This is a genomic window from Brevibacterium sp. HMSC22B09, from assembly GCF_001806795.1.
In the GTDB taxonomy this organism is placed as follows: domain Bacteria; phylum Actinomycetota; class Actinomycetes; order Actinomycetales; family Brevibacteriaceae; genus Brevibacterium; species Brevibacterium ravenspurgense.
The window spans coordinates 1-26236 of the sequence record NZ_KV786032.1 but is presented as its reverse complement, the minus strand read 5'-3'; the positions used below and the strand labels follow the sequence as shown (position 1 = coordinate 26236).

Below are 26236 nucleotides of genomic sequence, written 5' to 3'. Positions count from 1 at the left end.
GAGATTCGCTGCGCTGAGACGGACAGAGGAGAAACGTGGCCAACATCCTTGAGAAGCTGCTTCGGTTCGGCGAAGGACGCACCCTGAAGAGGCTCCGGAACTACGCCACGGCGATCAACAACCTGTCCGACGAATACAGCGACATGACTGACGCGCAGCTGCGTGAAGAAACCGACCGCTACAAGGCCCGTGTTGCCGACGGCGAAAGCCTTGACAAGCTTCTTCCGGAAGCTTTCGCAGCTGTCCGCGAAGCCTCCACGCGCACGGTCGGACTGCGCCACTTCGACGTGCAGCTCATGGGCGGCGCCGCACTGCACATGGGCAATATTGCCGAAATGAAGACCGGTGAAGGCAAGACGCTGGTCGCCACAGCGCCGTCGTACCTCAACGCACTGACCGGCAAGGGCGTGCACGTCGTGACGGTCAACGACTACCTGGCCAGCTACCAGTCAGAACTCATGGGGCGTGTGTTCCGGTTCCTCGGAATGGAAACCGGCTGCATTATGTCGAACATGGCGCCCTCCCAGCGTCGCAAACAGTACGCCGCTGACATCACCTACGGCACCAACAACGAATTCGGCTTCGACTACCTGCGCGACAACATGGCGCTGGAAGTAGCCGACATGGTCCAGCGCGGCCACAACTTCGCAATCGTCGACGAAGTCGACTCGATCCTCATTGATGAAGCGCGCACCCCGCTCATCATTTCGGGTGCTGCTGAAGGCGACGCCAACCGCTGGTTCGGCGAATTCGCCACGATCGTCAAGCGCCTCAAACTGGACCGCGACTACGAAGTCGACGAAAAGAACCGCACCGTCGGCATTCTCGAGCCCGGTATTGAGCGGGTTGAGAACTACCTCGGCATCGGCAACCTCTACGACGAAGACCACACGTCGCTCATCAGCTTCCTCAACAACTCGATCAAGGCCAAAGAGCTGTTCAAACGCGACAAGGACTACGTCGTCCTCGACGGCGAAGTCATGATCGTCGACGAACACACCGGACGTATACTGCCCGGCCGTCGCTACTCGGAGGGTCTGCACCAGGCGCTGGAAGCCAAGGAGAACGTCGAAGTTCAGGCCGAGAACCAGACTCACGCCACGATCACACTGCAGAACTACTTCCGCCTGTACGACAAACTGTCGGGCATGACCGGTACCGCCGAAACCGAAGCTGCCGAGTTCAACTCGACCTACAAGCTCGGCGTCGTGCCGATTCCCACGAACAAGCCGCTGCTGCGCGAAGACAAGCCCGACCTCGTCTACCGCAATGAAAAGGTGAAGTTCGACGCGGTTGTCGAAGACATCGCCGAGCGCCACGAAGAGGGCCAGCCGGTTCTTGTGGGCACCACCAGCGTGGAAAAGTCCGAATACCTGTCGGGTCTCCTGGCCAAGCGGGGCATCCGCCACGAGGTCCTCAACGCCAAGAACCACGCGCGCGAAGCCGCAATCGTCGCAATGGCCGGTGTCAAGGGCGCGGTTACGGTCGCCACCAACATGGCCGGCCGCGGTACCGACATCATGCTCGGCGGCAATGCTGAGCACATTGCGGTGGCAGAAATGGAGAAGCGCGGCCTGGACCCGGCCGATGACTCCGAAGAATACGAAGCCCAGTGGCCAGCCGTTCTCGAAGCGGCTGAAAAGCAGGTCGAGGAAGCCGCGGAGGAAATCCGCGAACTCGGCGGCCTCTACGTTCTGGGCACTGAGCGCCACGAATCCCGTCGTATCGACAACCAGCTGCGCGGACGTTCCGGCCGTCAGGGTGACCCCGGTGAATAGCGCTTCTACCTGTCGATGCGCGACAACCTTATGCGCCTGTTCGGCGCTGGTGCCGCAGAGCGTGCACTCGCCCTGGCGAACACCCCGGAAGATGAACCGCTTGAATCGAAGATGGTCAGCCGCGCAATTCTGTCGGCGCAGAACCAGATCGAGCAGCGCAACGCGGAGCAGCGCAAGAACGTCCTGAAGTACGACGATGTTCTCAACCGCCAGCGCACCGTCATCTACGACGAACGCCAGCGCGTTCTCGAAGGCGACGACTTCGAAGACCAGATTCACGACTTTCGCGACGATGTCCTGCGCGCCTACGTCGAAGGCGCGACGGTCGGCGATCCCGAAGACTGGGAAATGGACAAGCTGTTCGTTGCGCTGCAGGACCTCTACGCCACCTCGATTACGCCGGAAGACCTCTACGAGGACGCGGGAGGCAAGAACAGCCTCAACCGCGAAAAGATCCTCGAAGAAGTCCAGGCGGATGCCGACCTCGCCTACGAAAAGCGCGAAGAAGAACTCGGTTCAGAAGCGCTGCGCCAGCTTGAGCGCCGCGTTCTGCTGACCAGTATCGACAAGCGCTGGCGTGAGCACCTGTACGAAATGGACTACCTGAAGAACGGCATCGGCCTGCGCGCTATGGCGCAGCGCGATCCGCTCGTGGAGTATCAGCGCGAGGGCTTTGAGATGTTCACCCGAATGCAGGACGGCATCAAGGAAGACGCCACGCGCCTTGTCAACAAGCTGCAGGTGCAGGTCAAGACCGTCAAGAGCGACGAGGTCGAAGTTGAGTCCGATGTCTTCCGCACCAAGCTGCCCAAGCTGACGCTGGCCGGCCCCAGCGAATCTGGGGAAAGTGAAGCGCGCACGGACACTGCGGCGGACGACGACGGCGGTTCGGGCAACCGCGCAGAACGCCGCAAGAAGAAGCGTCGCTGAGGCCCCGGTCTGAGCACTGACGAGCCCCCGTGCTGCGAATCGCAGTGCGGGGGCTCGCTGTTTGTGGCCGTGTTCGTTCCGCAGGGGTGCCTGCTGTCGGTTCAGGCAGTCAGATATTCGCGGACGATCCACCGGTCGCGATTCTTCTCCAAACGCAGCGCGCAGGCTTTTGTGCGGGGCCGCAGAGCGATCGACACAGCGGCTTCTATGACGTTCGGCGCAGGTGAGCTCAAGCGCGGCCGGCCGATGCCGCGGATGTAGTCAACCTGCTGTTCGGATCGCAGTGCGCGGCGCATCCGCAGTGCGGAGACCACGGAGCTGCGGACTTCCGGGTCGAGCCAGCGTTCAATGGACTGCAGGGTCCGCACACCGTATTCGACTTCGGTCAAAGCGGTGACGATTGAGCGCACAAAGGCGGCTGCGGCTGCTGCTTCGCGCTGTTTTTCGGCAGCTGTCTGCTCTTCGGGAGTCGGCGGGCGTTTGTTGAACATGCGGGTACGAGGTGTCGCGGGTCGGGTCAGGGTGAGTGGTTCGGCGGTCATGGCAGCTCCAGTTCGGTGTCGGGGTAGATGAGGTCGGGGTTGCCGCCCAGGGTGTCGGCATTGGCTTTGCTGATGGCGCTTACGCGTTCAGCTGTTGTCTGGCCGGGTTTCGGGTGGGCGATGGCGATCTTCCAGATGCTGTCGCCCTTTTTGACTGTTACGCGCTGAGGCGATTCGGGTTTCGGTGCTGTGTGTTCGGCTTCTTTGCCGTGCGCGTCCTGTTTGCGCTGCTCGGGTTGAGGTTCTTGTTCCTTCGGTTCCTTGGTCTGCGTCCGAGGCGGTTTCGGTTCGGGCTTCTGTGTTGGCCAGCTGGGATCGGCCGGTGGGGCCGTGCTCGGTTCGGGGTAGGGGGTGTCGCCCGGCGGGGACGTCGGCCAGTGCGGCGGGGGTGTTTGCGTGCCCTCGGTCTGGGGTGCTGTGGACTCACCGTGTGCGGCCTCTGCTTGTGAGGGCGAATTCTGCGCCGGTGCCGCGTGGGCTGTTCCGGCGGCGAGAACGACCGCTGTCATGGATGCGGCTGATGCTTTCAGTGCGGCGGGGGCGATCCTGCGCGCCCACGTGGCAAGTGCGACTGCGCCCGGCACGCCGATGAGGTCAAAGACGCGAGCCGCCGCGATGAGTACGAGCGACAGCTGCAGGCGAAGACCGGCGAGGGCTGCCGCGCAGAGTGCTGTTACGACTACCGCGGCACCGATGTCTGCGTTGAGCGCTCGGTCTGCGAAAGAGGGACCCGCTGTGAGCAGCGCGGCGCATATCAGCAGGTGCAGAGCGGATGCTCCCACATGGATTTCTGTTGGCTTCATGTTCACTCCTTTGTGATCATCTGCAACCAAAGTACATGATTAAACGCAAAACACAAGAATGTTCGAATAAGTGCGAATAAAATCTTCAAGCCATGGTTTGGCTGTGTGACTGCGGGCACAATGTGGGTATGGATCGTTTTGATGAGCTTTTTGCTGATTTGGAGGGCCAGGCTGCGGCCGAGAGAGCGCGCGAACGCGAGGGCGAGTTCGGTGACCTTGTTGCGGAGAACTTCTATGAGGTCACCTTTGTGGAGCGCTTGGCCGGCGCAGTCGGTGAGCGCGTCGATCTGCGCACTGTGTCTGGAGCTGTTTCCGGCGTGCTGACCTCGGTGGGCGAAGGGTGCTGCTGTATTGACGGCGGAGTTCTTGTGATGCTTGCAGCTGTCGAAGGTGTGGCATTGAAGCCTCGTGAGCACGCGGTGCAGGAGCGCTGGAGGTCTGCGCGTTCAATTCTGGGGCAGTGGTGTGCTGAGCGTAAGCAGGTACGGGTTGAAACTGCAGGAACAACACTGGAGGGGACGCTGCACGCTGTTGCGCGTGACTATCTGCAGCTTCGCAGACGAGGTGCCTTTGAGCTGGTGCCTTTGCGCAGGATTTCTGTGGTCCGGGTGCTGCAATAGTGCCGCTGTGCGGACGTGCTCACACGTCAGTGCCGGCTTCGATTTCCTGCTGGGTTTGGGCGTACATGCGCTGAATGTAGTTTTCGATTTCAGCTTTTTCGACGCGCCACTGCCCGCGGCCGCCGACTTTGATGGCTCGCAGTTCGCCGGAGCGGACGAGTGCGCGAGCCCCTGCGGTCGAGATGCTGAGCATTTCGGCGACATCGGTCAGGGGGAGGAAGCGTGTTTCGACGACCATTGCGAGCTCCTTGGTCTGGCGGCCAACCGCAAAGGGGTGGGCGAGGGTGGCGTATCCGTGTATATTCAAAGAAGAATATTCCGCAAACTGCATCAAATGATAGCAAAGTACACCTAACGGCAGATAAATCGATCAATGGAGATCTGATGCACACTGCACCCCGTTTCCGCACTCCCAAGCTGCGTGATCCGCGCGTTCTCATAGCTGTTCTCTTACTTGTCGCCTCCGTTGTCGCCACTTGGCTGGTGGTCACGAGCGTTGCGAAGACGACGACGGTGTGGGCAGCAGCGGAGCCTTTGGCACCGGGCACTGTCATTACGCGCGAGAACGTCCGGCCGGTCGAAGTGCGACTGCCGGAGGACAGCGGCGGATACAAGCGGGCGTCCGATGACGACCTCATCGGCCAGACAGTCCTCAGCCCCATTGCGGCCGGCGACCTTGTACCGGCATCGCAGGTCGGTTCGGGTGACAGCTTGGGCGGTCGACGAGTTTCGCTTCCGCTGCAGCGGTCTCTGCCGGCAGATGTCAAGGCCGGTTCCCGGGTCGATGTGTGGGCGGTTGACATGCGCGAGGACAGGGGAGAACCGCAGCCTGTTCTGCGCAATGCTGCGGTTCTTGCCGTGAATCGCGACGGTGGGGGATTCACTGTCAGTTCGGGTGTGAGCGTTGAGGTGTTCGTGCCCAATGACAGTCTGCAGAAGGTTCTGCAGGCCGTTGCGGCTGAAGACCATCTGTCGGTCGTGTCGATTCCGAAGGACCGTCCATGATTTCGGTTGTGCTGGCGGTCGATGTTGAGTTCGAAAGCTCCGCCGCAGCTGCACTTTCGGCTGCCGGCGATATAGCGGTTCGCTCTCGGCCCGCCGATGGGGTTGAACTTGCTGCCGCGATGTCGGCCGGTGCCGCGGAAGTCTATGTGCTGAGCCGCTATTTCCCCGGAGTCGATGCTGAGTTTCGGGATCGCGCGCGCCGGCTGGGTGTGCGCATTCTGGGCTATGGCGCGGGGCTGGTGGCGGACTGGGGTGTGGCTGTCGAGGTGGAGGCCGGCTGTTCGGCGGAAGCCCTGTGTGAGGCTGTGCGCGCCTGTGCTCAGGCTGAACCAGCGGAGGTTTCTGAAGCGCCCGCAGTCGCACCGGTCGAAGCTGGAAGCCCGGGGCGGATTGTCGCCGTGTGGGGCGCTGACGGTGCTCCCGGCCGCTCAACGATTGCGGCAGCTCTTGCCGACATCAGTTCGCGGGCGGCGAGTACGGTTCTCGTCGATGCTGACACGGTCCACGCCGGGCAGGCTGTCATGTTGGGCCTGTTGGACGACGCATCGAAGATCGCCGCTTTGTGTCGCAGCGCAGAATCTCTTGACGACACTGTGATTTCTCGCTGTATTGCCCGCATCCGCGATGGCTTGGATGTGGTGACTGGGCTCAGCCGCGCGGATCGGTGGCCGGAGGTGCGAGCCGGCGCACTGACCGCCGTTCTTGAGGAACTGGCCAAGCGCTATCCGGTTGTCATCGTCGATGTTTCCGCCCGCGTTGACCCCGATGACCCGCTTGCAGATCCCTTCTATGACCGGCATGCGGCAACCAGGGCGGCTCTGGATGCCGCTGATGAGGTCATCGTGGTCGGTGCGGCGGAACCGCCGGCGCTCGTGAGGCTTATGAATGTCCTCAGCAGCGAGCGTTTTCGGCATGCGGAGAAGACACACGTCGTCGTCAACCGGGTGCGCGAAGGCGCTGTGGGAGCCGATCCCGAGCAGCGCATCCAGCAGACACTTCAGCGCTTTGTCGCGTGCGAATCACCGGTTCTGCTGCCGGATGCGCGCGATGCTCTCGACAGGGCAGTTCTTGCCGGCACCACGATCATTGAGTCCGCTCCGAAGAATCCCCTGAGCATTGCCCTGTGGGATTTCGCAAGGCAACTCGGGCTCGCCCCGGCCGGGCGCAGGAGAGCGGGGAGGCCTCGCAGGCGCGGTTTTGCGAAGCTGCTGAAGAAGTCACCGCGCGACAGCGGGGCTCGCACCGGTGGGCGCGCAGGCATTGGACAATAGGCGTATGAAGAAGCGCGTCTACACAGCTTGTGATTTGGAAGAATTCGCAGCCGCCTGGCCGAACCTGGGGGAGCGGACGGTGTTCTTCCTGACAGATTCAGCGGCAGCCCTGCGCGGGGACGACCTTGATTATGCCGAGTGGCGTGCGATGACGGCCGCGGCGACAGCGGCAGCCGCTTCTGCGGCTTCCAGCGGAACTGCCAGGATCGTGGCGGCTGCCGATGTTGAGGTGAGCGGCGCCTCGAAAGTGGATGACCAGATAGCGGTGGGTTCGGCGAGCGTTCCCGCGGCGTCGGTTGTGAGCTTCCACGTGGATGAGCATCTGCGGCACGAAAGCACGGAAGACGATCTCATCCAGCAGGACCTTCTGTGGTACGCGCCTTCTGAAATTGATCACCTGCTGGGGGACTTCCGCGGCTGAGCCGCGCGAGGTTCACTCAGAGCCGCGCGACCCTCGCTCAGCTCCGCCTCACTCAGAGCCGGCGATGGTGGCCAACCGGTCGCGGAAGACACGTTCGACCGCGGCTGCCGCGGCTTCTTCGATCATGCCGCCCAGCAGCGGGATGGAGGATTCCGCCTCGGCGTCGACCGTGATGAGCGAATGACCGTCACCCAGCCCCTCAGCGGTGATGTCGGCGGTGATGCCAAGCGGTACGCCCGGAATCTCTGCGCTGTAGGCGGCCGGTTGATCCGGGAATGCGTTCGGCACCGTGATCGTCTGCTCGAGGTGCGCCGCTTTGCTCACGAACGCGGCAGCGGCATCGGGAATGTCAAAAGAGGCCAGCGAGGCCCGGGCGTGTACGACGGTTCCGGAGCCAGTCGCTTCGGCTGTCGCAGTGGACCCTTCAGCCGTCTGCCAGCTGTCCGGGGAGGCCAGAATCGAGCGGATCGAGTCGGTTTCCACCCTCAGTCGTTCACTCACGCGAATTTTCTTCATTCGGCAAATATACCGATCGCCATTCACGTCCTAGAGTGGTACCGAAAGCTTTAGACCATTCATGAGGTGATGAGCGTGACGCAGGCGTACACAGCCGAAATCGCACAGCGTTGGCAGCAGCTGTCAGGCAATCCCGGATCAGCCGCCCTTGTCAGCGCGTATTACCCGAATGTCACCGAAAGCGATTTCGAGGTGTACGGCCCAGAAGTGCTCGCGGCCACCCTCGACTACCACTTCGGTGTTGCCCAGCGCTTCGACGGCGAAGCGCCGCAGATTGACATTCACAACCCCGACGCAGAGGCCCTGGACTACACCGGCAACCGCACCATCATCGACATCGTCGTCGGTGACAAGCGGTTCCTCCTGTCCTCGATCGTCAACAAGATCTCCAGCCTCGGCTACGCCATCCGGGCCGTGCACCACCCCATCCTGCGCACCGTGCGCACCGGCGGCACCCTCGAAGTGATCGACCCCGCACAGCTGCGACAGACCACGACCGACACCTCGGCCCTGCCGATCATCTCGGCTGAGCTCAGCGAAGGCGGACAGTCGAACCCCGAATCATGGATCCACATCGAAATCGACCGGATCCCGGAAGAAGAGTTCGGCCAGCTGCAGGAAACCCTCGCAAGCGTTGTCAGCATGCTTGGTGCGGCCAGCCGCGACTACCCGGCCATGCGCGACCGCGCCCGGGAAATCGCGGAAGGCCTGCGCGCAAACCCGCCGGCGGAAGACCTCGCAGACGAAGCCAGCGAAGCCGCCGCGCTGCTCGAATGGCTCGATGGGCGCTTCGCTTTCATGGGGTACCGCGAATACCGGCTGAAAGAAGTCGACGGCCAGTCTGTCCTCGAACCGATTGAGGCCACCGCGCTGGGCATTTCCGCTATGCGCAGCGCCACCACCTCACCGCTGTCAGAAGCCGTTGCCGCGCATGCCTTGGACCGCCACGTGCTGGTCCTGACGAAGGCCAATTCGCGCTCCCACATCATCCGTCCTGACTACATGGACTACCTGGGTGTCAAAACCTTTGACGAAAACGGACAGATCGTTGGCGAGAAGCGCTTCGTCGGGCTGTACACAACGTCCATGTACACCTCGTCAGTCCTCGACATCCCGGTCATCCGCGGCAAGGTCCGCGCGATCATCGAACGCTCCGGAATGTCCCGCGAATCGCACTCCGGTGACGAACTCCTGTCGGTGCTCGAAAGCTACCCGCGCGACGAAATCCTCCAGTCGACCATCGAAGACATCGAAAAGGTCGTCCTGCCGGTGGTCAACCTGCAGGAGAAGCGCGAAGCCAGCGTCTTCATCCGCCGTGACGAATACGAACGCTTCGTGTCCGTGCTCGTGTACGTGCCCCGCGACCTCTACGACACAGCTTCGCGCAAGCGCGTTGAGCGCGTCCTGCGTCAGCGCTACCGGGCTGAAAGCGTGGACTTCGACGTCCAGCTGAGCTCGTCCGCGCTCGCCCGCCTGCACTTCACCGCCCGGGTGGCCCGCAGCGAACCGCTTCCCGCGGTCGACTCCGCAGAAGTGGCCGACAGGATTCGGGCCGCCGTGCGGTCCTGGAGCGAAGACGTGCAGGAATTCCTCGCACCTTCGGGTACTCGTGTATCCCACAGCGATCAGGCCCGCGTGGCCCAGTGGGGCAACGCCTTCCCCGGCGCCTACGAAGAGTCCTACACGCCGCACGAGGCACTGACCGATATTGCGCGCTTTGAAGAGTGCGAACGTCTGGGCAGCGCACTCATGCGCTTTGAACCGGACTCCGAATATCTGCGCGAGGCAGGCATCGATCCTGACACCCTGCCGGACGACGCAGAACTCACCCGCGTGCGCATGCTGTTCTACAAGCGCAAGCCCGCGTCGCTGTCGACCATGCTGCCGCTGCTGTCGTCCATGGGCGGCGACATCATCGACGAACGCCCGTTCCGCCTGTCGCTCGGCGATGGCACACAGCGCTACCTGTACGACTTCGGCATCGAGTTCCCCACACCCATCACGCAGGCTGATTTCGGCCGTCTGGAAGGCGCCTACCTGGCCGGGTGGATGGAAGAACGCGAGTACGGCAACCTCGACCGCCTGCTGCTGGCGGGCCTGAACTGGCGCGAAGTCGAGATTCTGCGCGCAATCGTCCGCTACCTGCGCCAGGCCTCGGTGGCCTACTCCGACAGCTACATCGCGCGTGTGCTCGCGGCCAACACAGACCTTGCCCGCGGCCTGGTCGACCTGTTCGCCGCTAAGTTCGACCCGGACTTCGCCGGTGACCGCGAAGCCGCGGTCAGCGAACTCGAAGAGCGTGTCGAAGAAGGCCTGCGCGGCCTGTCAACTCTCGATGAGGACCGCATCGTGCGCTCCATGCTGGCCTTCATCAAGGCTGTTGTGCGCACCAACTTCTACCATCCGACCGACGGCACCCTGCCGACGGCGCTCGCGTTCAAACTGCTGCCGGACGAGCTGAGCTTCCTGCCGCTGCCGCGCCCGCAGATCGAAACCTGGGTCTATTCCCCGCGCGTTGAGGGCGTGCACCTGCGCTTCGGTGCGGTCGCCCGCGGCGGCCTGCGCTGGTCGGATCGCCGCGATGACTTCCGCACGGAAGCCCTCGGCTTGGCGAAGACCCAGATGGTCAAGAACGCCCTCATCGTGCCGGCGGGCGCGAAGGGCGGCTTCTACCCGAAGGGCCTGCCGGTCGGCGACCCCGAAACTCGCGCCCAGTTGGGCCAGGCTGCCTATGAGGAGTTCATCGGCGCGCTGCTGGACATCACCGACAACCTCGATGCCGACGGCACGGCCGTCAGCCCTGAGCGCACCGTCATATACGACGGCGAAGACGCCTACCTCGTGGTCGCCGCAGACAAGGGCACGGCGCGCTTCTCCGACGTGGCCAACGCAATCTCGACCGCCCGCGGCTTCTGGCTGGGTGACGCCTTCGCCTCCGGTGGGTCGAACGGCTACGACCACAAGGAAATGGGCATCACCTCCCGAGGTGCCTGGAAGTCCACGGAGCGCCACTTCCGTGAGCTTGGGGTCAACACGGACGAAGACGACTTCACCGTCGTCGGCGTGGGCGACATGAGCGGAGATGTGTTCGGCAACGGCATGCTGCGCACACCCCACACCCGCCTGGTCGCAGCGTTTGACCACCGCGACATCTTCATCGACCCCAACCCGGATGCGGCCGCATCGTTCCAGGAGCGCAAGCGCCTGTACGACCTTCCCGGCTCGTCCTGGCAGGACTACTCGAAGGAGCTCATCTCCTCAGGCGGCGGCGTGTTCTCCCGCAGCGCCAAAGCCATCACGGTGAGTGAAGAGGCAGCCGAGGCCCTCGGAATCGAACCGGGCTCCACCTCGCCCGATGACCTGATCCGCGCAGTCCTGCGCGCCCCCGTCGACCTTCTGTACTTCGGCGGGATCGGCACCTACCTCAAGGCCACGGAAGAATCTGACCTCGACGTCGGCGACAAGGCCAACGACGCGATCCGCATCAACGGCGAAGACGTGCGCGCCCGCGTTGTAGTGGAGGGCGGCAACCTCGCCTGCACCCAGCGCGGACGCGTGGAAGCCGCCCGCAGCGGGGTGCGCATCAACACCGACGCAATCGACAATTCCGGCGGCGTTGACGCATCTGACCACGAAGTCAACATCAAACTGCTGCTCGAACAGGCCATCGCCGCAGGCGCCCTGGCCCGCGAAGACCGCAGCGGCCTGCTGCGCTCACTGCAGGATGACGTCGCACAGTCGGTGCTTGAGCACAACTACGCGCAGAATGCAGCCCTGGGCGACGCCGCGTGGAATGCCCGCGCTATGACGCAGACCCACGTGCGCCTCATGGGGTACCTCGAAGAGCACGCGGGGCTCGACCGCGAAGTCGAAGCGCTGCCCACCGACGCAGAGCTGACGGAGCGCCACGAAGCCGGCGGCGGCATCACAACGCCGGAAACCGCGGTGCTCCTGGCCTACGTCAAGATGGACGCCGGCAGCCAGATCTACAACTCGGCGGTGCCGGATGAAGCGTTTATGCGCCGGTACCTCGAGAGCTACTTCCCGGCATCGCTTGCCGAGCAGTTCTCCGAGGTCCTGGCCTCCCACCCGCTGGCCCGCGAAATCGCGGTTTCGAACCTCGTCAACCGGATTGTGGACTTCGGCGGCATCAGCTATCTCTACCGTCTGCTGGAAGAGACCGGCACTAGTGTCGCCCACGCTGCCCGCGTCTACACGGTCGTCAACGAGCTGTTCAGCCTTGAGGCGCACCTGGATGACATCCGCACTCTCGACAACCGGGTGTCAGTCGATGTGCAGAAGCGCCTGCAGTACAACGCAGTACGCCTGCTTGACCGCGCATCGCGCTGGCTCATCCAGCAGGCGCCGGGTGAATTCGACGTGCTCAGCGCACTCGAGTACTACCAGGCCACTGTCGCTCAGCTGCGCGATCTCATGCCCGCAGTTCTGCAGGGCAAGGACCTGTCGGACTACGAAGCGAACAAACAGGCGTACATCGACGAGGGCGTCCCGGAAGACGTCGCCGCCCGCGCAGCCGGGCTGCTCGATGAGTTCTCGCTGCTGGACATTGTGCAGATCGCCAGCCGCGTGGACCGTCCGGCACTCGACGTGGCCGCCGTCTACTACGGAATGTCGGCTCGCTTCCAGGCGGCGTCGCTGCTGAAGATGATCGGCAGGCTCGACCGCAGCAGCCGCTGGAAGGCTCTGGCGCGTGCGGCAACGCGCGACGAGTTCTACCAGGCCATGCACGGAATCGTCGTGTCTGTTTTCGATGTTTCGCACACAACAGCGCCGACGCTGGAAGACCGTGCGGCTGAGCGCATGGAGCAGTGGGAGTACACCAACCGCACGACCATGGAGCAGGTGGTGGAGCTCATTGACGAGATCAGCCGGATCGATGACCCCGGTCAGGCCCCGATATCGGTTCTGCTGCGCATGCTGCGTTCGGTTGTCCGCTCCACCGAGTTCCAGTCTGAGGTTCGATGACGTTCACGGACCAGCTGCAGTCGGCACCGTCGATCCGCGGGGAAGAAGACGCCGAGTGGATCCACCTGCTGGTGGGGGACTGGCAGCTCATTGCCGACCTGTCCTTTGCCGACCTCGTGCTGTGGGTTCCAGAGGAAGTAGATGGTGAGGCGAGCTTCCGCATCATCGCCCACTGCCGGCCCACCACGGGGGCGACGGTGTTCCACCGCGACCAGGTGGGGGAGCGCGCTGAGCCCTTGGTACACGATCTTCTGGCGCGCGCCTACGCGGAGGGGCGGATTGTCGCCACTCACGAGGACGAATGTGACCTGGCCGAAGTCGAAGCGGTGCCGGTTAAGCGCGATGGTCGAACAATTGCGCTGCTGACCCGCCACACGCAGAGTGTCCGCCGCGGCGGTGTCAGCAGGCTGGAGCGGAACTACCGGCTGTGCGGGTCGACTCTTCTGGCGATGATCGCCGAAGGCTCTTTCCCCGGCACCGAGGCGCCGTCTGCTGCCCGCCGAGGTGAACCTCGGGTGGGGGACGGCCTGGTTGTGCTGGCTCGCGAGGGCCGGGTCCGGTACGTGTCGCCGAACGGAATTTCGGTTCTGCACAGACTGGGGCACGAAGGCGACATTGAGGGCCTCTACCTGGCTGAGATCGTGTCCGGCCTGATCAAACAGCAGCGGCCGGTCGATGAAGCTCTTCCGCTGGTGCTCACGGGGCGGGCCGCATGGCGCACCGAGGTCGAGGCGGGCCGAGTTGCCGTTTCGCTGCGCTCGGTACCGCTGTCGCGCGGTGGTGTGCGCACGGGTGCGCTTGTTCTGCTGCGCGACGTTTCGGAAATCCGCCGGCGTGAGCGCGATCTGCTCAGCCGTGACGCCATGATCCGCGAAGTGCATCACCGGGTGAAGAACAACCTGCAGACGGTGTCGGCGCTTCTGCGCCTGCAGCAGAGGCGAACGGAATCACCGCACGCCAAGGAGTCGCTTTCGGAGGCGATGCGCCGGGTCGAGATGATTTCGATTGTCCACGACGTGCTGTCGCAGGGCATCGAAACGGAAGTCAACTTCGATGAGATCGTCGACAAGGGCCTGCGCCTGACACCGGAGCTTGCCTCACCGAACATTCGGGTGGACGTCAGCAGGCGCGGCAGCTTCGGGCCGATCAGCTCAGCTGATTCGACCGCTCTGGCTCTTGCGCTGACGGAACTGGTCACCAACGCTGTGGAACACGGCTTCGGAGGCTTCGACGAAGACGAAGAAGTTGAGGGGTCGGTGACCGTGACCCCTCGCCGCTATGACGATCGCCTCGAAGTGATCGTCGCCGACACCGGGGTGGGCATTTCCGGGGAGCGCGGTCCGGGTTCCGGCCTGGGCACCCAGATTGTGCGCACGCTCATCACCACCAACCTCGAAGGCAACATCGAATGGCGGCCACGCCCCGGTGGCGGCACGGAAGCTGTTATTGATGTTCCGCTGCGCGAAGGCGAATAGCTGAAGCCCGGGGCAGCCGGGGAATTCCCGTACACACGCAGAAGCGGGGACTGAGTCACTCAGTCCCCGCTTGCGCTTTGCTTGATGTCAGCGTGCTCGGCGTGCGCGTGCAGCCCGACGTTTGAGGGCGCGGCGTTCGTCTTCGCTCATACCGCCCCACACACCGGCGTCCTGACCGGAGTCAAGAGCCCACTGCAGGCAGGTTTCAGCAACCTCGCAACGACGGCAGACACTTTTGGCCTCTTCGATTTGAAGCAGGGCCGGCCCGGTGTTTCCGATGGGGAAGAAGAGCTCGGGGTCCTCATTGAGGCACGCTGCGCGGTGGCGCCAGTCCATGATGTCCTTTCGTACGGTTGCCGTTAGGCAGGCGGCTGGTGAGGGCACCAAAACATGCCTGATCCAGGGGTGTGGATGGAGGGAGCGGCGATGCTTCGAATGGCCTGCGTTTACAGCCTGTATTAAGGGTCACACACCGGGCACGCGTACACAAGGGGTTTCTTGTGTGAACTCCATGACAACTCTGGTTGACCGCAGGGTGATGGCCGGTGCTGTTGGATGGGCGCACCCGGACCGGCCAGTTCGGTCGCCGCGGGAGTTTGCGATAATGCCCGTGTGAAGAATGTGCTTGATCCCTCGCAGAACCGTGTAGTCATCATCGGCGGTGGTCCCGGCGGATACGAAGCCGCTCTCGTCGCCGCTCAGATGGGCGGTGAAGTCATGCTCGTCGAAGCCAATCGCACCGGCGGTTCGGCAGTGTTGACCGACGTTGTGCCTTCGAAGTCCCTGATCGCAACGGCCGAGCTCATGGTCGAAATGGAATCGGCCTCCCACCTGGGGCTCGTCACCTCCGGCGATTCCGACGACTACGGCCTCGACGCTGATCTGGCTCAGATCAACGCGCGCATCAAGCGGCTTGCTGATGCCCAGGCGTCCGACATCAAGCAGGGTCTGCACGAAGCGGGTGTCAAAGTCATCAAGGGCCGCGGCCGTCTGGCCGGCCCGGATCTTGTCGACGTGACCGAACCGGACGGCACGGAATACCAGCTCAAGGCCGACACCATTCTCGTCGCCGTCGGTGCGCACCCGCGCGAACTCGATACCGCCAAGCCGGACGGCGAGCGAATCCTCACATGGAAGCAGCTGTACGACCTTGACGAACTGCCCGAACACCTCGTGGTTGTCGGTTCGGGTGTGACGGGTGCCGAGTTCGCCTCGGCCTACCAGGCACTCGGCTGCGAAGTGACCCTGGTGTCGTCGCGAGACCAGGTGCTGCCCGGCAAGGACGAAGACGCCGCCGAAGTGCTTGAGAATGCTCTGCGCGGTCGCGGCATGAACGTTCTCAGCCGTTCGCGCGCAGCCTCTGTCACCCGCGACGGCGACAGCGTGACTGTCGAACTGGCTGACGGCCGCAAGGTCAAGTGCTCCCACTGCCTCATGGCGGTCGGCTCGATCCCGAACACCGACGACCTCGGTCTGGAGGACGTCGGAATCGCAGTGGAAGAATCCGGCCACATTGTCGTCGACCGTGTTTCGCGCACCACCGTTCCCGGCATCTACGCCGCCGGTGACTGCACACCCGTGCTGCCGCTGGCTTCAGTTGCCGCCATGCAGGGCCGCATCGCCATGTGGCACGCCTTCGGCGACGCGGTTATGCCGTTGAAGCTGCGCAATGTCGCATCCAACGTCTTCACGGCACCGGAAATCGCAACCGTAGGCTTTTCGCAGGCGGACATGGCTGAAGCCGGTCATGACGTCGAAGAGCTGCTGCAGCCGCTGCCCACCAACGCGCGCGCAAAAATGCAGGGCATCAAGGACGGCTTCGTCAAGATCTACGCTCGCCGCGGATCAGGTTCCGTGCTCGGCGGTGTTGTCGTCGGGCCGAAAGCATCCGAACTCATCATGCCGATCACGGTTGCAGTCGAAAACCGCCTGACCGTCGATCAGCTCTCAGCATCCTTTGCCGTTTATCCGTCGCTGTCTGGTTCTATTACTGAGGCCGCCCGCCGTCTGCACCAGTCGGCAGGTCTGGACTTCTGAACCACGGAAAACCTAGCCACAAAAAGCAGAAGAGCCGCACAGCAAAAGAGCCGCACTGAGCAGTGCGGCTCTTTTGCTGTCTGTTGGTCGTGCGGCCCCGGCGCCTCGGTCTTGAGCACTCACCCGGCGCCTCGGCCTTCAGCACCCGCCCGGCACCTCGTCTTCAGCACCCGCCCACGCTTTAGCAACGGATCCACGCTTTAGCAGTGGTTGCTAAGGCGCACATCCCGGCTATCGGGTGTTTTTGTGCGGCTAAGGCGCAGATTCCGTCTAACGGGTGTGCCGAAAGCTGGCCCGTACGCTCGGCAGGCAGGCCTTAGGAGGCGAAGGTGATGAGCGTCGTCCCTGATTTTACGGAGGCGCCTGCCTCAACCAACACGTCGCTCACGACACCCTCGCGGGTGGCCTTGAGCGGCTGTTCCATCTTCATGGCCTCAATGACGGCCAGCGTCTGACCTTCAGATACCGAATCGCCGGCTGCCACCTCGACGGACACGATGGTGCCCTGCATGGGAGCTGCCAGTTCAGCCGATTCGTTCGAACGGCGCGATCCCTTGCGGCGCAGACGACGGGCGGGACGCTCAGCGGGGACCGGGCTGCCGTTGCCGGCAGCGGCAAGCTCCTTGGGAACCTTGACCGTCAGGCGGTGTCCGTCAACCTCGACGACAACATCGACCGAACTGGTTTCGGGACCGGTCTCCCCCGGTGTTGAGGCGGGAATGTCGAAGTTCGGGACGTATTCCGTCTGCAGCCATTCGGTCGACACCGAGAAGTCGTCAGCAAAAGCCGGTTCGTTCACCAGTGCGCGGTGCAGCGGCAGAAGTGTGGCCACGCCTTCCAGGACGTATTCGTCCAGGGCGCGGCGTGCACGCGCGAGAGCCTGCTGGCGGTCTTCGCCGGTCACGATGAGCTTGGCGAGCATGGGGTCGAAGTCAGAGGTGACGAAACGACCGACCTCCACACCGGAGTCCATGCGCACACCCGGGCCTGCGGGTTCGCGCAGAGCCGTGATCTTGCCGGTTGCCGGGAAGAAGTTCTGGGCGGGGTCTTCGGCGTTGATGCGGAACTGGATGGCGTGACCGCGGGGAGCGGGGAAGGATTCGGGCAGCGATTCACCCTGGGCGATCTTCAGCTGCCATGCGACCAGGTCGATGCCGGCAACTTCTTCCGTGATGGTGTGCTCCACCTGGATGCGGGCATTGGTTTCCATGAACGACAGCGTGCCGTTGTCGCCCATGAGGAACTCACACGTGGCCGCACCCACGTAGCCGACGGCGCGCAGAATGTTTTCAGTCGCCTCTGTCAGCGTGGCGACCTGTTCGTCGCTGAGGAACGGTGCCGGCGCCTCTTCGATGATCTTCTGGTTGCGGCGCTGCAGTGTGCAGTCACGGGTCGAGCCGATGAGGATCCGTCCGGCGGCATCGGCAATTGCCTGAACCTCGATGTGGCGGGGGCGGAGGATCTGCTGTTCAACCAGCACGTCGTCGCGGCCGAAAGCGGCTTTGGCTTCGCGGCCGGCGGATTCGTAGGCATGCGGCAGTTCGGCGCGGCTTGCTGCCGTGCGGAAGCCGCGTCCGCCGCCGCCGTGGACTGCTTTGATGACGACGGGGTAGCCGATTTCATCGGCCACGGCCAAAGCGTCGCCGACGTTCTCGACAGGGCCGTTGGAGCCGCGCGTGGTGGGCGCGCCGACTTCGCGGGCCACGGCGCGGGCGTTGGCTTTGTCTGCAAGACCGGCGATGGCCGCCGGGGGAGGTCCGACCCACACGAGCCCCGCATCGATGACCGCCTGCGCGAATTCGGGGCTTTCTGCCAGGTACCCGTAGCCGGGGTGAACGGCTTCGGCGCCGGAGCGTTCCGCGATTGTGAGGATGGAGTCGATGTCGAGGTAGGTTTCAGCTGCGCCGTTGCCGGGCATGAGCCAGGCGTCGTCGGCGTAGCGGACGAAGTCGGCGTCGGAGTCGGGTGTCGTGTATGCGGCGATCGCGGTCAGGCCGAGATCGTGGCATGCCCGGACAACCCGGAGGGCGATTTCACCGCGATTGGCGATGAGCACCCGCGTGAACGGCTTTGTGTTCACCGTTGCGGAAAAGGTCGACGACATTCGCTCTCCTGTGGGGATCGGGGATAGACACAGCAAATCTAGTGATAGGCACTAATAGTTTGTGTGTTGAAGACAAAAGCAGGGGAAAAGCTTTTGGCGCAAGCATTGTGCGCGCGTGTCTTCTGTGGGTTGGCCTACCTGTCAGCCCGGTGCGTGCTGGGGCCATCCACGTGACCGCTCACACGGCACCGACAGCGTCAGCGCTCACACGCTGGCGCCGGACGCCCTGTTCCAAAGGGAGTGCCATTCGATGCTCAGCTGTCGGCACATATCGCGCAACAGTGGAACCGACATGCCCAGGACGTTGGTGTGATCACCCTCGATCCTGGTGACAAAAGCGGCCCCGTAGCCGTCGATCGTGAGCCCTCCTGCCACCTCGAGAGGCTCCTCGGTTCCCACATAGGCATCGATCTCAGCATCTGTGAGTTCAGCGGTGGTGATCAGCGTGGAGCCCACGGCCTCCGCGGAGTCCTCAACAGAAGGTGCACCGCCGTCGCTTACGCGGCTCAAACGCGCCATGAAGATGCCGCTGTGCAGATGAGCGGTGCGTCCGCCCATGTCTCGCCACAGTGCGCGCGCCCTTTCCGGTGTGTGCGGTTTGCCGACGGCCCGCCCGTCAAGTTCCAGCATGGAATCCGATGCAATGAGCACAACCGGTTCACCGGTGCGGCCCGGCAGACTGTCAGCGGTCAGTTCGCTGATGACCGCACGGCCCTTAGCGGTGGCCAGGACGGCGGTCTGCTCAGCGGTGGTGAGCTCGCGGCCGCGCTCCTCTTCTGCCCGGGTAAGGGCCGCGTCTTCGTCAACGCCGGACACGATGACTGTCGGTTCGACGCCGGCTGCCCGCAGGATCGACAGGCGGGAGGGAGACCCGGATGCGAGGATCACTGCGGTCATACTGTGCTCTCCTGTTCTTCCCCCGCGGCTTCTTCTGCCGCACGGTTCCGAGGTGCTCGGGCGGCCTGCCTTTCCAAGGCCTGTGTGGGTGCCGGGGGAGTGGACGAGGGCTGGGAAGGATGGGCGATCGCGGTGGGGAACTCCATGACGCGGGCGGCTGTTGTGATGACACCCGAGGCGATCTGAGCGCTTCCGAAGCGGGATGGGTAGCGGCCTTCGGGTGCCAGCAGGCTCACTCGCGAGGTGCCGGAAAGCAGGTTGGTGAGGCTGATGGGGACCGCATTGGTCGACAGGGCGGCGACAGTCTGCGATCCGGCAAGAACGCGCGATGAGCGGCGCAGGACTGTACGCACGGGATTGCGCAGACCCGGCAGCCCACCGAGGTTTGGAGTGGTGAGAACAAGGACCCTGTAGTGGCCTTCAACCTGCAGTCGGTTGATGGCGTTGGTGAGGATCGGCAGGCCGATTGTGCCTTTGACCGGATGGACCACATCGGCTGTGCCCATTGAGATAACGGCCAGGCGAAGCTGCGATCCGCCGGGTGTGCGCTCCATGGTCGCATCGGCCAGCAGCTCCGAAACCTGGGAGGCAACAGCGGAAGCTCCGACGGCGGGAACAGCAAGGCTGCGCAGGCGCACGGGTGACTGTGCCAGAGCGGCAAAGCCCCGGGCAATGCGCACAGCCGGGTGGTCGGCAGCTGTTTCCAGACCGACGCCGGACAGCCACGAATCCCCGATGACGGCAACGGCGGGCAGGCCGCTGTCCTCAGCGCTCAGCGGGCCGCGCGAGCCGTCTTCGTTCACGACGGCGGCATGGGGATATTTTCGCCGCTGTGCATCGGCGCGGAACGCGCGGCGAACACGCTTCGACTGTGCGCGCAGAATTCCCGATCCGGCTCCCACTGCAGCACCGGCTGTCGTTCCGGCTGCGAGTATCGCTTTCCAGCTGTTCTTCACAATTCCACTCTAACCGTCCCGCCCACGGCGGCCTACGCACAGGACACACCTCGCGTTCGGCAAGCCGGGAGCGCTGAAACGGCGTGCAGGATATAGCCTGGTCTCATGACGAAGAAGAGCTCCAAAGAACAGCCGGGAGCAGCTGTCAAGCCGCTGACGGATCCCGCTATGGCTGACGCGTACCGCTTGCAGTCGCGAAGCTACGTGCCCTTTGTGTCGCGCGGACTGCGCTTGGCCGCAGCGTGGAGCTGGCGCTCGCTTGTTGTTTTGGCAGCGGTTGCGGTTCTTCTGTGGCTCCTGGGGAAGGTCACGTACGTTCTCATTCCGCTGCTTGTCGCCCTGCTCATTTCGGCGCTGCTGACTCCGCTGGTGAACTTCTTGGCTCGGCACAAATGGCCGCGTGCAGCTGCTGCCGCAACGGTGCTGCTGAGCTTCATCCTGGTGGTTGCCGGTCTGCTCGCACTCGTCGGCCAGCAGCTTGTCACCGGCATCATCGATCTGACATCGACCACCATGAAGGGTGTTGACGCCATTGCCACGTGGCTTCAGTCAAACCCGCTGGGCCTGGATTCAAGCATGATCGCACAGGCTGTTGCTGACGGAACACAGCAGGTCAACACCTTCCTCAGCGAGCAGAAGGGCAAAATCGCAACGGGTGTTGTGGGTGCTGCGACGAGTGTCGGCAGCTTCTTCGCAGGCATGCTGATTTCGCTGTTCGCCACCTTCTTCTTCCTTCTCGAAGGATCCACCATCGCCCGCTGGATCACCCGTCTGCTGCCGGTGCCGGCGCGCGAACCTGCGCTCGGAGCTGCCACTCGCGGGTGGGTGGCACTGGGCCAGTACGCCCGCATCCAGGTGATCGTCGCAGCGGTGGATGCTCTGGGCATCGGCATCGGCGCGCTCATTCTGGGTGTGCCACTCGTCATTCCGCTGACGGTGCTGATCTTCCTGGCATCCTTCATCCCGATTGTCGGTGCGGTTGCAACGGGCATCATCGCGGTTCTGCTGGCACTGGTGGCCAAGGGATTTGTCCATGCGATCGTCATGCTTGCCATCGTCCTTTTTGTACAGCAGGTCGAAAGCAACGTGCTCCAGCCGTTCCTCATGGGCAAGGCGGTTTCTGTTCACCCGCTCGCAGTTGTTCTCGCGGTGGCCGTCGGCTCCTACCAGTTCGGCATTGTCGGCGCCCTGTTCGCCGTGCCGGTTGTCGCCTCGCTGTCTGCCGCGATCGGCTATCTTGCCGAACTGTCCTCCCAGCAGATGCTTGCCGACGCCCGGCGTGAAGGCGTGATTGCTCCCGGGGAGGGCCCCGAGTTGCCGGATAATGACTCATCGACCCAGGCGGGGTCGTCTCAAGATCGTCGGCGCACCGTCATCATCTCCGATTTCGAAGAGGGCAAACCGGCTGACTGAGCTCAGTGATTCTGAGCCCGCTGATTCTGACTGAGTCTGTGAGGTTCTGACTGGGTTCAGACTGAACACAAAGACGGCGGGAACAGACAGTGTGTCTGTTCCCGCCGTCAGTGTTTTGGGAAGTCTGCTTTCCGCTGTTTCAGGTGATCAGTAAGCTTTGGCCGACTTCACGGTGACGGTGATCTTCCGGCCGTTGGGTGCTTCGTATTCGACGTCGTCGCCGACTTTCGCACCGTTGACCGCTTTGCCAAGCGGCGACTGTTCGGAGAAGACCTCAACCTTGTCCTCTTCCGAGATGATTTCGCGCGAACCCAGCAGGAACTCCATCTTGCGGCCGTTCATTTCGACCACGATGAGCTTGCCGGGGCCTGCGATTTTGTCGTCCGCATCGGCTTCGCCGACTTCTGCGTTGCGCAGCAGCTCTTCGAGCTGGCGGATACGAGCTTCCATCTGGCCCTGTTCGTCGCGGGCAGCGTGGTAGCCGCCGTTTTCTTTGAGGTCGCCCTCTTCGCGTGCCGCGTCAATGCGCTCGGCGATTTCTGCGCGGCCCGGGCCCTGGAGGTGCTCGAGTTCCTTCGTCAGGCGCTCGTGGGCCTCTTTGGTCAGCCACGTCTTGTCGCCGACGTTTTCCTCAGCCATGCTGTTTCCTCCTCAGGCGCTGCACCGTGCAGCGCTTGTCTACGTGAAATCCCGGGTCCGCAGGGGACCCGGGATGGTGATTCGGCTATCTTAGCTGACGAACCAGCAGGATTCTAAGTGTCCCTGTACGGCCCGCTGGGTCGTGTTGACCTCGACTTCCTGATGGAACAGATCTGACGAGGCGGTGTCGGGTGACGCTGGGATCGTCACTTCGCGGTAGCCCACCACGGCTTCGAAATCGTTCTTGGCAACAACTGAGCACACGGAGTCCCGTTCGCGATCCGGGCGGATGTTGAATGTCACGACCGCGCGGTTGGAGTCGAGGGCCTCAAACGAAACATCGGACGCTGTGGTCGGTGCGCCGGCCGGGCGGAACGCGAAGAAAGCAGCCCCGATTGCAATGAGTACGGTGACGATGCCGGCGACGATGAGCAGAGGGCGCTTATTCATCTTCGTGCCCTGATAGCCGGGTGCACGACCCCCGTATCTTTCGCTCACAGCCGACCTTTCTGTCAAGCGTCTACCTTCGACGTACTAGTCTAGAGTAGTCATTTCCGCCGGGAGCGACCCCGCGCCCTCATGGAGGTCCACGTGAAGCCAACCGCGCCGTATTCGCAGCTGCGCATGCTTGCAGTGCATGCTCACCCTGACGACGAATCGTCTAAGGGAGGTGCGACGACGGCGCTCTACACGACACTCGGAGCGCAGGTCACGATCGCCACGATGACCGGTGGGGAAGCGGGTTCGATTCTCAACCCTGCTCTCGAGGGAAGCCCCGCGGCCATTCGCGACATCGCGGGTCTGCGCCGGGACGAAATGGCGCGTGCCGCACAGCGTCTTGGTGCCCAGCACAAGTGGATCGGCTTCGTTGATTCGGGCCTGCCCGAAGGCGGCTTCGACGATATTGATCACGGAACGTTCTGGACCGCTCCGACAGAAGTCGCGGCACGGCCGCTGGTCCACCTCATCCGCCAACTGCGCCCGCACGTGGTGACGACCTATGACGAACTCGGCGGGTACCCTCACCCGGACCACATCCGCGCTCACGAAGCCACGATGCTCGCAGTCCAGATGGCAGCTGATGCTGACTGCAACCCCGAACTGGGCGAGGCCTGGCAGGTGCCGAAGGTCTACTACAACATGGACCTCACGCCGGCTAAGTGGATGCACATTCACGGCATCATGGCGAAACTGGGCGCTGAATCGCCCCTGAGCGCTGAACGCCAGGAGCGCATCCGCACCTCGGCGAACAAACGCGACTACAAGCTGACCGCATCAATCCCCGCGGGGGCCTTCTTGGAAACCGCGGCAGAAGCGCTGCGCGCTCACGCAACCCAGATCGACCCCAGCAGCGGGTTTTTCTCGGAAGTGCAGATGATGGCTGAACAGTACTGGCCCACAGAAGAGTTCGAACTCGCCGTCGACAACACCGGCAGGGACGGCGATTTCGGCGAGTTCTCCGAACATGACCTGTTTGAGGGAATCACACTCGAAGACGGCACCGTCGTAGCGCCGGGAGACCTGAAAGCCGCCATGCGCACAGCCGGAATTGAGATCGTCGAACCCGCCCAGAAACTCCAAGGAGAATGATGCTCGACACCATCGTCTTCGCCGTGGCACAGGAACAGCCGCCGAAAATGCCGGACCCCGTGCTGGTCACCCCCGGCACAATCGGGTTCGTCGCCACAGCGCTTGTTGTGGTTGCAACGATCTTCCTCATCCGCGACGCCGTACGCCGCATTCGCCGCATTCGCGCACGCGACGGCGCACGGGTCGAATACACCATTCCGCTGCGCAAAGACGGCGACCTCGAAGGACAGCAGTCAGCCCGCCCCGACTGGCAGGGGCCGGAAGAGAGGCAGGACGGCGACAGCGGACAAACCGGACCCGAAGACACCCGCACAGACAGCTGAAAGCTGATCGGCGCCTTTAAGAGGAATGCTAAAAGATCGGGGTGACTGCCTGACAGGGCAGTCGCCCCGCTTTTATATGGCCATAGCGGAGGCGGTGAGCATAGCCGCCAGATGACAGCCGTAGCCCACCACGGTGCAGGCGTGGAAGATCTCGTGGAAGCCGAAGGCTCCCGGCACCGGATTGGGGCGCTTGAGCCCGTAGATGACAGCACCGGCAATGTAGAAAGCCCCGCCGATCACCACGAGGATTCCCGCGGCAAGGTTCGCCACCCACATGTGCGGCACATAGCCGACCCCGGCCACACCGATGCCGATGTAGACCGGCACGAAAAGCGCACGCGGGGCGGACGTCCAGATGAGCCGGAAGGCAACACCGGCAGCCGCCCCAACCCACATGACGGTCAAGAGGATGAGTGCCTCGTCAGACGGCAGCAGGAGCAGTGCCAGGGGAGTGTAGGTGCCGGCGATGATGAGGAAGATGTTGGCGTGATCGAACCTGCGCAACAGCAGGCGAATGCGCATGCGCCACGGTCCACGGTGATATACAGCCGAAGTGCCGAACAGCAGCATGCCGGTCAGGGCGAAAACAGCAGCACCCAGGCGCACCGGGATGGTCGGACCGAGGATGACGGCAGCGAGTCCGCCGATGACGGCCAGAGGGAATGCGCCGACGTGAATCCACCCGCGCCACGATGTTTTCTTCTGCCCGACCATACGGCCCAGCTCAGTGCGAAGAAAGGCTCGCCTGCGGCGTGACATGCGGCTGCGCGACACAGAGACCCTGCGGCCGGGGGCAGTGGTTTCTTCACGTGGCCGATCGTCCGGAACAAGGGCCGAGGCGGCGGTTTGGTGCTCCATATGTGAAGTGTATGTTTTGGGACTGACAGAAGCGTGGGCATTCCACAGGGCGGCCCCTGCTATCTATTAGATTAGGAATGCACCCACAAGCACACGGTGGATGCGGAAGTCGATGGGCTGAAGGCTCACATGAGTCAACTGTCCGCACGGGAGGAAGGCCGAAAGATGAAAGCACCGAGAATACCGCGTGCTGGTTCATCCACGGGCCTGCTGCACTGGCTGTACAACCTGCGCATGGTCAAATCCCTGCAGCCGGACACCGCGATTCCCCGTCACATCGGAGTCATCACCGACGGCAATCGTCGCTGGGCGCGCGAATTCGGCGCAACCACCGAACAGGGCCACAGGGCCGGAGCTCAGAAGATCATCGAGTTCTTGGGCTGGTGCGATGAAATCGGCGTCGAAATGGTTACCCTCTACGTCTTGTCGAAGGAAAACCTGGCCCGTGCCGAAGAAGAAGTTGCGGCGCTGACCGAAATCATCGGCGACCTTGTTGACGAAATCGCCGACACTGAGTGGTACTCCGTCAACCTTGTGGGCAATCTTGAACTTCTTCCCGGTGATCTGCGCAGCCGACTGCAGGCGGCACAGGAACGGTCTGCCGGAGCGTCTGAAACAGCTTCGCGTGTCGCGGTCAACATTGCCGTCGGCTACGGAGGACGGGCTGAAATCATCGACGCGGTTCGGTCCTACCTGAAGGCAGAACTCGAAGCCGGACGCGACCTCAGCTGTGCAATTGACGATGTTTCCGAAGAGAAGCTCTCAGAGCACCTGTACACGAAGGGACAGCCGGACCCCGATCTGATCATCCGGTCGTCGGGCGAACAGCGTCTGTCAGGCTTTCTTATGTGGCAGAGCGCCTATTCGGAGTTCTACTTCTGTGAGGCCTACTGGCCGGCTTTCCGCAAAACCGACTTTCTGCGCGCGGTGCGCGACTTCTCGAACCGTTCACGCCGCTTCGGCCGCTGACGGGCCGAATGCGCACCGGGCGTGGCGCCACCGGGGCGTGGCGCCTAAAGCTATAAGGCAGCTAAAAGACGGGCGCCCGCCGACTCCGTGTGGAGCCGGCGGG

At 63.2% G+C, this 26236-nt stretch carries 22 protein-coding genes and 1 pseudogene; 12 read left to right on the top strand and 11 right to left on the bottom strand.

From position 1 onward, the window contains the following. Window positions 1-35 precede the first annotated feature (35 nt). Window positions 36-2708: pseudogene (gene secA, locus HMPREF3087_RS09800) on the top strand (preprotein translocase subunit SecA). Window positions 2709-2809: 101 nt separating this feature from the next. On the opposite strand, the gene HMPREF3087_RS09795 reads toward secA, so the two are convergent. Beyond that, window positions 2810-3250 (bottom strand): Rv3235 family protein, encoded by a 441-nt coding sequence (locus tag HMPREF3087_RS09795; protein WP_070424645.1) that lies wholly within the window; start codon window positions 3248-3250, stop codon window positions 2810-2812. Then, complete coding sequence (locus HMPREF3087_RS09790) at window positions 3247-4053, bottom strand: LysM peptidoglycan-binding domain-containing protein (RefSeq protein ID WP_062019759.1); 807 nt, start codon at window positions 4051-4053, stop codon at window positions 3247-3249. Before HMPREF3087_RS09790 ends, HMPREF3087_RS09795 begins: the two co-directional genes overlap by 4 nt. A gap of 128 nt (window positions 4054-4181) precedes the next feature. On the opposite strand from HMPREF3087_RS09790, the gene HMPREF3087_RS10565 reads away from it, so the two are divergent. Next, a complete protein-coding gene (locus HMPREF3087_RS10565) occupies window positions 4182-4673 on the top strand; it encodes a hypothetical protein (protein WP_141738931.1) in 492 nt (163 codons plus the stop codon). A gap of 19 nt (window positions 4674-4692) precedes the next feature. Here the strand turns inward: HMPREF3087_RS10565 and HMPREF3087_RS09780 are convergent, their stop codons facing one another. After that, window positions 4693-4911 (bottom strand): helix-turn-helix domain-containing protein, encoded by a 219-nt coding sequence (locus HMPREF3087_RS09780; RefSeq protein WP_061944051.1) that lies wholly within the window; start codon window positions 4909-4911, stop codon window positions 4693-4695. A gap of 146 nt (window positions 4912-5057) precedes the next feature. On the opposite strand from HMPREF3087_RS09780, the gene HMPREF3087_RS09775 reads away from it, so the two are divergent. The 3 genes from HMPREF3087_RS09775 to HMPREF3087_RS09765 are packed head-to-tail and all read left to right on the top strand — an operon-like array spanning window position 5058 to window position 7370. Next, a complete protein-coding gene (locus HMPREF3087_RS09775; protein ID WP_061944054.1) occupies window positions 5058-5678 on the top strand; it encodes an SAF domain-containing protein in 621 nt (206 codons plus the stop codon). Continuing rightward, window positions 5675-6949 (top strand): CpaE/TadZ family protein, encoded by a 1275-nt coding sequence (locus HMPREF3087_RS09770; RefSeq protein WP_070428972.1) that lies wholly within the window; start codon window positions 5675-5677, stop codon window positions 6947-6949. Before HMPREF3087_RS09775 ends, HMPREF3087_RS09770 begins: the two co-directional genes overlap by 4 nt. A 4-nt stretch (window positions 6950-6953) precedes the next feature. Continuing rightward, window positions 6954-7370, top strand: coding sequence for a DUF6912 family protein (locus HMPREF3087_RS09765; protein WP_070428971.1), 417 nt, complete (start codon window positions 6954-6956; stop codon window positions 7368-7370). Between the two features lie 48 nt (window positions 7371-7418). Here HMPREF3087_RS09765 and HMPREF3087_RS09760 read toward each other — a convergent pair whose 3' ends face one another. Further along, window positions 7419-7886, bottom strand: a complete 468-nt coding sequence (locus HMPREF3087_RS09760; protein WP_083272142.1) for a DUF2505 family protein — start codon at window positions 7884-7886, stop codon at window positions 7419-7421. Between the two features lie 75 nt (window positions 7887-7961). Between HMPREF3087_RS09760 and HMPREF3087_RS09755 the strand changes: the two genes are divergently transcribed. Together HMPREF3087_RS09755 and HMPREF3087_RS09750 are read left to right on the top strand one after the other, a co-directional pair. Next, window positions 7962-12872 (top strand): NAD-glutamate dehydrogenase, encoded by a 4911-nt coding sequence (locus HMPREF3087_RS09755; protein ID WP_083272147.1) that lies wholly within the window; start codon window positions 7962-7964, stop codon window positions 12870-12872. Then, a complete protein-coding gene (locus HMPREF3087_RS09750) occupies window positions 12869-14347 on the top strand; it encodes a sensor histidine kinase (protein ID WP_070428968.1) in 1479 nt (492 codons plus the stop codon). The genes HMPREF3087_RS09755 and HMPREF3087_RS09750 overlap by 4 nt, the downstream gene beginning before the upstream one ends. An 87-nt stretch (window positions 14348-14434) precedes the next feature. Here the strand turns inward: HMPREF3087_RS09750 and HMPREF3087_RS09745 are convergent, their stop codons facing one another. Continuing rightward, window positions 14435-14683: a WhiB family transcriptional regulator gene (locus tag HMPREF3087_RS09745; RefSeq protein ID WP_019175610.1), complete on the bottom strand. Its 249-nt coding sequence runs from the start codon at window positions 14681-14683 to the stop codon at window positions 14435-14437. 276 nt (window positions 14684-14959) lie between these two features. Between HMPREF3087_RS09745 and HMPREF3087_RS09740 the strand changes: the two genes are divergently transcribed. Continuing rightward, window positions 14960-16384 carry an NAD(P)H-quinone dehydrogenase gene (locus HMPREF3087_RS09740; protein ID WP_070428967.1) on the top strand — a complete coding sequence of 475 codons (1425 nt, stop codon included), beginning with the start codon at window positions 14960-14962 and terminating at the stop codon, window positions 16382-16384. A gap of 316 nt (window positions 16385-16700) precedes the next feature. On the opposite strand, the gene HMPREF3087_RS09735 is transcribed toward HMPREF3087_RS09740, so the two are convergent. The 3 genes from HMPREF3087_RS09735 to HMPREF3087_RS09725 all read right to left on the bottom strand — a co-directional run bounded on the left by HMPREF3087_RS09735 (window position 16701) and on the right by HMPREF3087_RS09725 (window position 20341). Beyond that, window positions 16701-18488 (bottom strand): acetyl/propionyl/methylcrotonyl-CoA carboxylase subunit alpha, encoded by a 1788-nt coding sequence (locus HMPREF3087_RS09735; RefSeq protein ID WP_070428966.1) that lies wholly within the window; start codon window positions 18486-18488, stop codon window positions 16701-16703. Between the two features lie 204 nt (window positions 18489-18692). Beyond that, window positions 18693-19385, bottom strand: coding sequence for a Maf family protein (locus HMPREF3087_RS09730; RefSeq protein ID WP_070428965.1), 693 nt, complete (start codon window positions 19383-19385; stop codon window positions 18693-18695). Further along, the gene (locus HMPREF3087_RS09725; protein ID WP_070428964.1) at window positions 19382-20341 is read right to left on the bottom strand and encodes an SGNH/GDSL hydrolase family protein; all 960 of its coding nucleotides are present in this window, start codon (window positions 20339-20341) and stop codon (window positions 19382-19384) included. Before HMPREF3087_RS09725 ends, HMPREF3087_RS09730 begins: the two co-directional genes overlap by 4 nt. Before the next feature lie 105 nt (window positions 20342-20446). Between HMPREF3087_RS09725 and HMPREF3087_RS09720 the strand changes: the two genes are divergently transcribed. Further along, window positions 20447-21754, top strand: coding sequence for an AI-2E family transporter (locus HMPREF3087_RS09720; protein ID WP_070428963.1), 1308 nt, complete (start codon window positions 20447-20449; stop codon window positions 21752-21754). Between the two features lie 147 nt (window positions 21755-21901). Here HMPREF3087_RS09720 and greA read toward each other — a convergent pair whose 3' ends face one another. Next, window positions 21902-22393: a transcription elongation factor GreA gene (gene greA / locus HMPREF3087_RS09715; protein WP_062019779.1), complete on the bottom strand. Its 492-nt coding sequence runs from the start codon at window positions 22391-22393 to the stop codon at window positions 21902-21904. A 90-nt stretch (window positions 22394-22483) separates the two neighbouring features. Then, window positions 22484-22843, bottom strand: coding sequence for a DUF4307 domain-containing protein (locus HMPREF3087_RS09710; protein WP_141738930.1), 360 nt, complete (start codon window positions 22841-22843; stop codon window positions 22484-22486). Between the two features lie 141 nt (window positions 22844-22984). On the opposite strand from HMPREF3087_RS09710, the gene mca reads away from it, so the two are divergent. Beyond that, entirely contained in the window at window positions 22985-23983 is a 999-nt protein-coding gene (gene mca, locus HMPREF3087_RS09705) for a mycothiol conjugate amidase Mca (RefSeq protein WP_083272141.1), read from the top strand. Beyond that, entirely contained in the window at window positions 23983-24306 is a 324-nt protein-coding gene (locus tag HMPREF3087_RS09700; RefSeq protein WP_141738929.1) for a hypothetical protein, read from the top strand. Before mca ends, HMPREF3087_RS09700 begins: the two co-directional genes overlap by 1 nt. A 72-nt stretch (window positions 24307-24378) precedes the next feature. On the opposite strand, the gene HMPREF3087_RS09695 is transcribed toward HMPREF3087_RS09700, so the two are convergent. Then, window positions 24379-25164 carry a PAQR family membrane homeostasis protein TrhA gene (locus HMPREF3087_RS09695; protein WP_062019785.1) on the bottom strand — a complete coding sequence of 262 codons (786 nt, stop codon included), beginning with the start codon at window positions 25162-25164 and terminating at the stop codon, window positions 24379-24381. A 165-nt stretch (window positions 25165-25329) separates the two neighbouring features. Between HMPREF3087_RS09695 and uppS the strand changes: the two genes are divergently transcribed. After that, the gene (uppS, locus tag HMPREF3087_RS09690; RefSeq protein WP_070428960.1) at window positions 25330-26133 is read left to right on the top strand and encodes a polyprenyl diphosphate synthase; all 804 of its coding nucleotides are present in this window, start codon (window positions 25330-25332) and stop codon (window positions 26131-26133) included. Window positions 26134-26236: the final 103 nt, after the last annotated feature.

Excerpts from the sequence above, each read along its gene's own strand:
- HMPREF3087_RS09710 (WP_141738930.1), bottom strand. The coding sequence starts at position 22,843 with ATGAATAAGCGCCCTCTGCTCATCGTCGCCGGCATCGTCACCGTACTC.
- HMPREF3087_RS09695 (WP_062019785.1), bottom strand. The coding sequence starts at position 25,164 with ATGGAGCACCAAACCGCCGCCTCGGCCCTTGTTCCGGACGATCGGCCA.
- HMPREF3087_RS09775 (WP_061944054.1), top strand. The coding sequence starts at position 5,058 with ATGCACACTGCACCCCGTTTCCGCACTCCCAAGCTGCGTGATCCGCGC.
- HMPREF3087_RS09700 (WP_141738929.1), top strand. The coding sequence starts at position 23,983 with ATGCTCGACACCATCGTCTTCGCCGTGGCACAGGAACAGCCGCCGAAA.
- greA (WP_062019779.1), bottom strand. The coding sequence starts at position 22,393 with ATGGCTGAGGAAAACGTCGGCGACAAGACGTGGCTGACCAAAGAGGCC.
- HMPREF3087_RS09780 (WP_061944051.1), bottom strand. The coding sequence starts at position 4,911 with ATGGTCGTCGAAACACGCTTCCTCCCCCTGACCGATGTCGCCGAAATG.
- HMPREF3087_RS09795 (WP_070424645.1), bottom strand. The coding sequence starts at position 3,250 with ATGACCGCCGAACCACTCACCCTGACCCGACCCGCGACACCTCGTACC.
- HMPREF3087_RS10565 (WP_141738931.1), top strand. The coding sequence starts at position 4,182 with ATGGATCGTTTTGATGAGCTTTTTGCTGATTTGGAGGGCCAGGCTGCG.
- HMPREF3087_RS09745 (WP_019175610.1), bottom strand. The coding sequence starts at position 14,683 with ATGGACTGGCGCCACCGCGCAGCGTGCCTCAATGAGGACCCCGAGCTC.
- HMPREF3087_RS09765 (WP_070428971.1), top strand. The coding sequence starts at position 6,954 with ATGAAGAAGCGCGTCTACACAGCTTGTGATTTGGAAGAATTCGCAGCC.
- HMPREF3087_RS09750 (WP_070428968.1), top strand. The coding sequence starts at position 12,869 with ATGACGTTCACGGACCAGCTGCAGTCGGCACCGTCGATCCGCGGGGAA.
- HMPREF3087_RS09720 (WP_070428963.1), top strand. The coding sequence starts at position 20,447 with ATGACGAAGAAGAGCTCCAAAGAACAGCCGGGAGCAGCTGTCAAGCCG.
- HMPREF3087_RS09735 (WP_070428966.1), bottom strand. The coding sequence starts at position 18,488 with ATGTCGTCGACCTTTTCCGCAACGGTGAACACAAAGCCGTTCACGCGG.
- HMPREF3087_RS09790 (WP_062019759.1), bottom strand. The coding sequence starts at position 4,053 with ATGAAGCCAACAGAAATCCATGTGGGAGCATCCGCTCTGCACCTGCTG.
- HMPREF3087_RS09770 (WP_070428972.1), top strand. The coding sequence starts at position 5,675 with ATGATTTCGGTTGTGCTGGCGGTCGATGTTGAGTTCGAAAGCTCCGCC.
- uppS (WP_070428960.1), top strand. The coding sequence starts at position 25,330 with ATGAAAGCACCGAGAATACCGCGTGCTGGTTCATCCACGGGCCTGCTG.
- HMPREF3087_RS09730 (WP_070428965.1), bottom strand. The coding sequence starts at position 19,385 with ATGACCGCAGTGATCCTCGCATCCGGGTCTCCCTCCCGCCTGTCGATC.
- HMPREF3087_RS09760 (WP_083272142.1), bottom strand. The coding sequence starts at position 7,886 with ATGAAGAAAATTCGCGTGAGTGAACGACTGAGGGTGGAAACCGACTCG.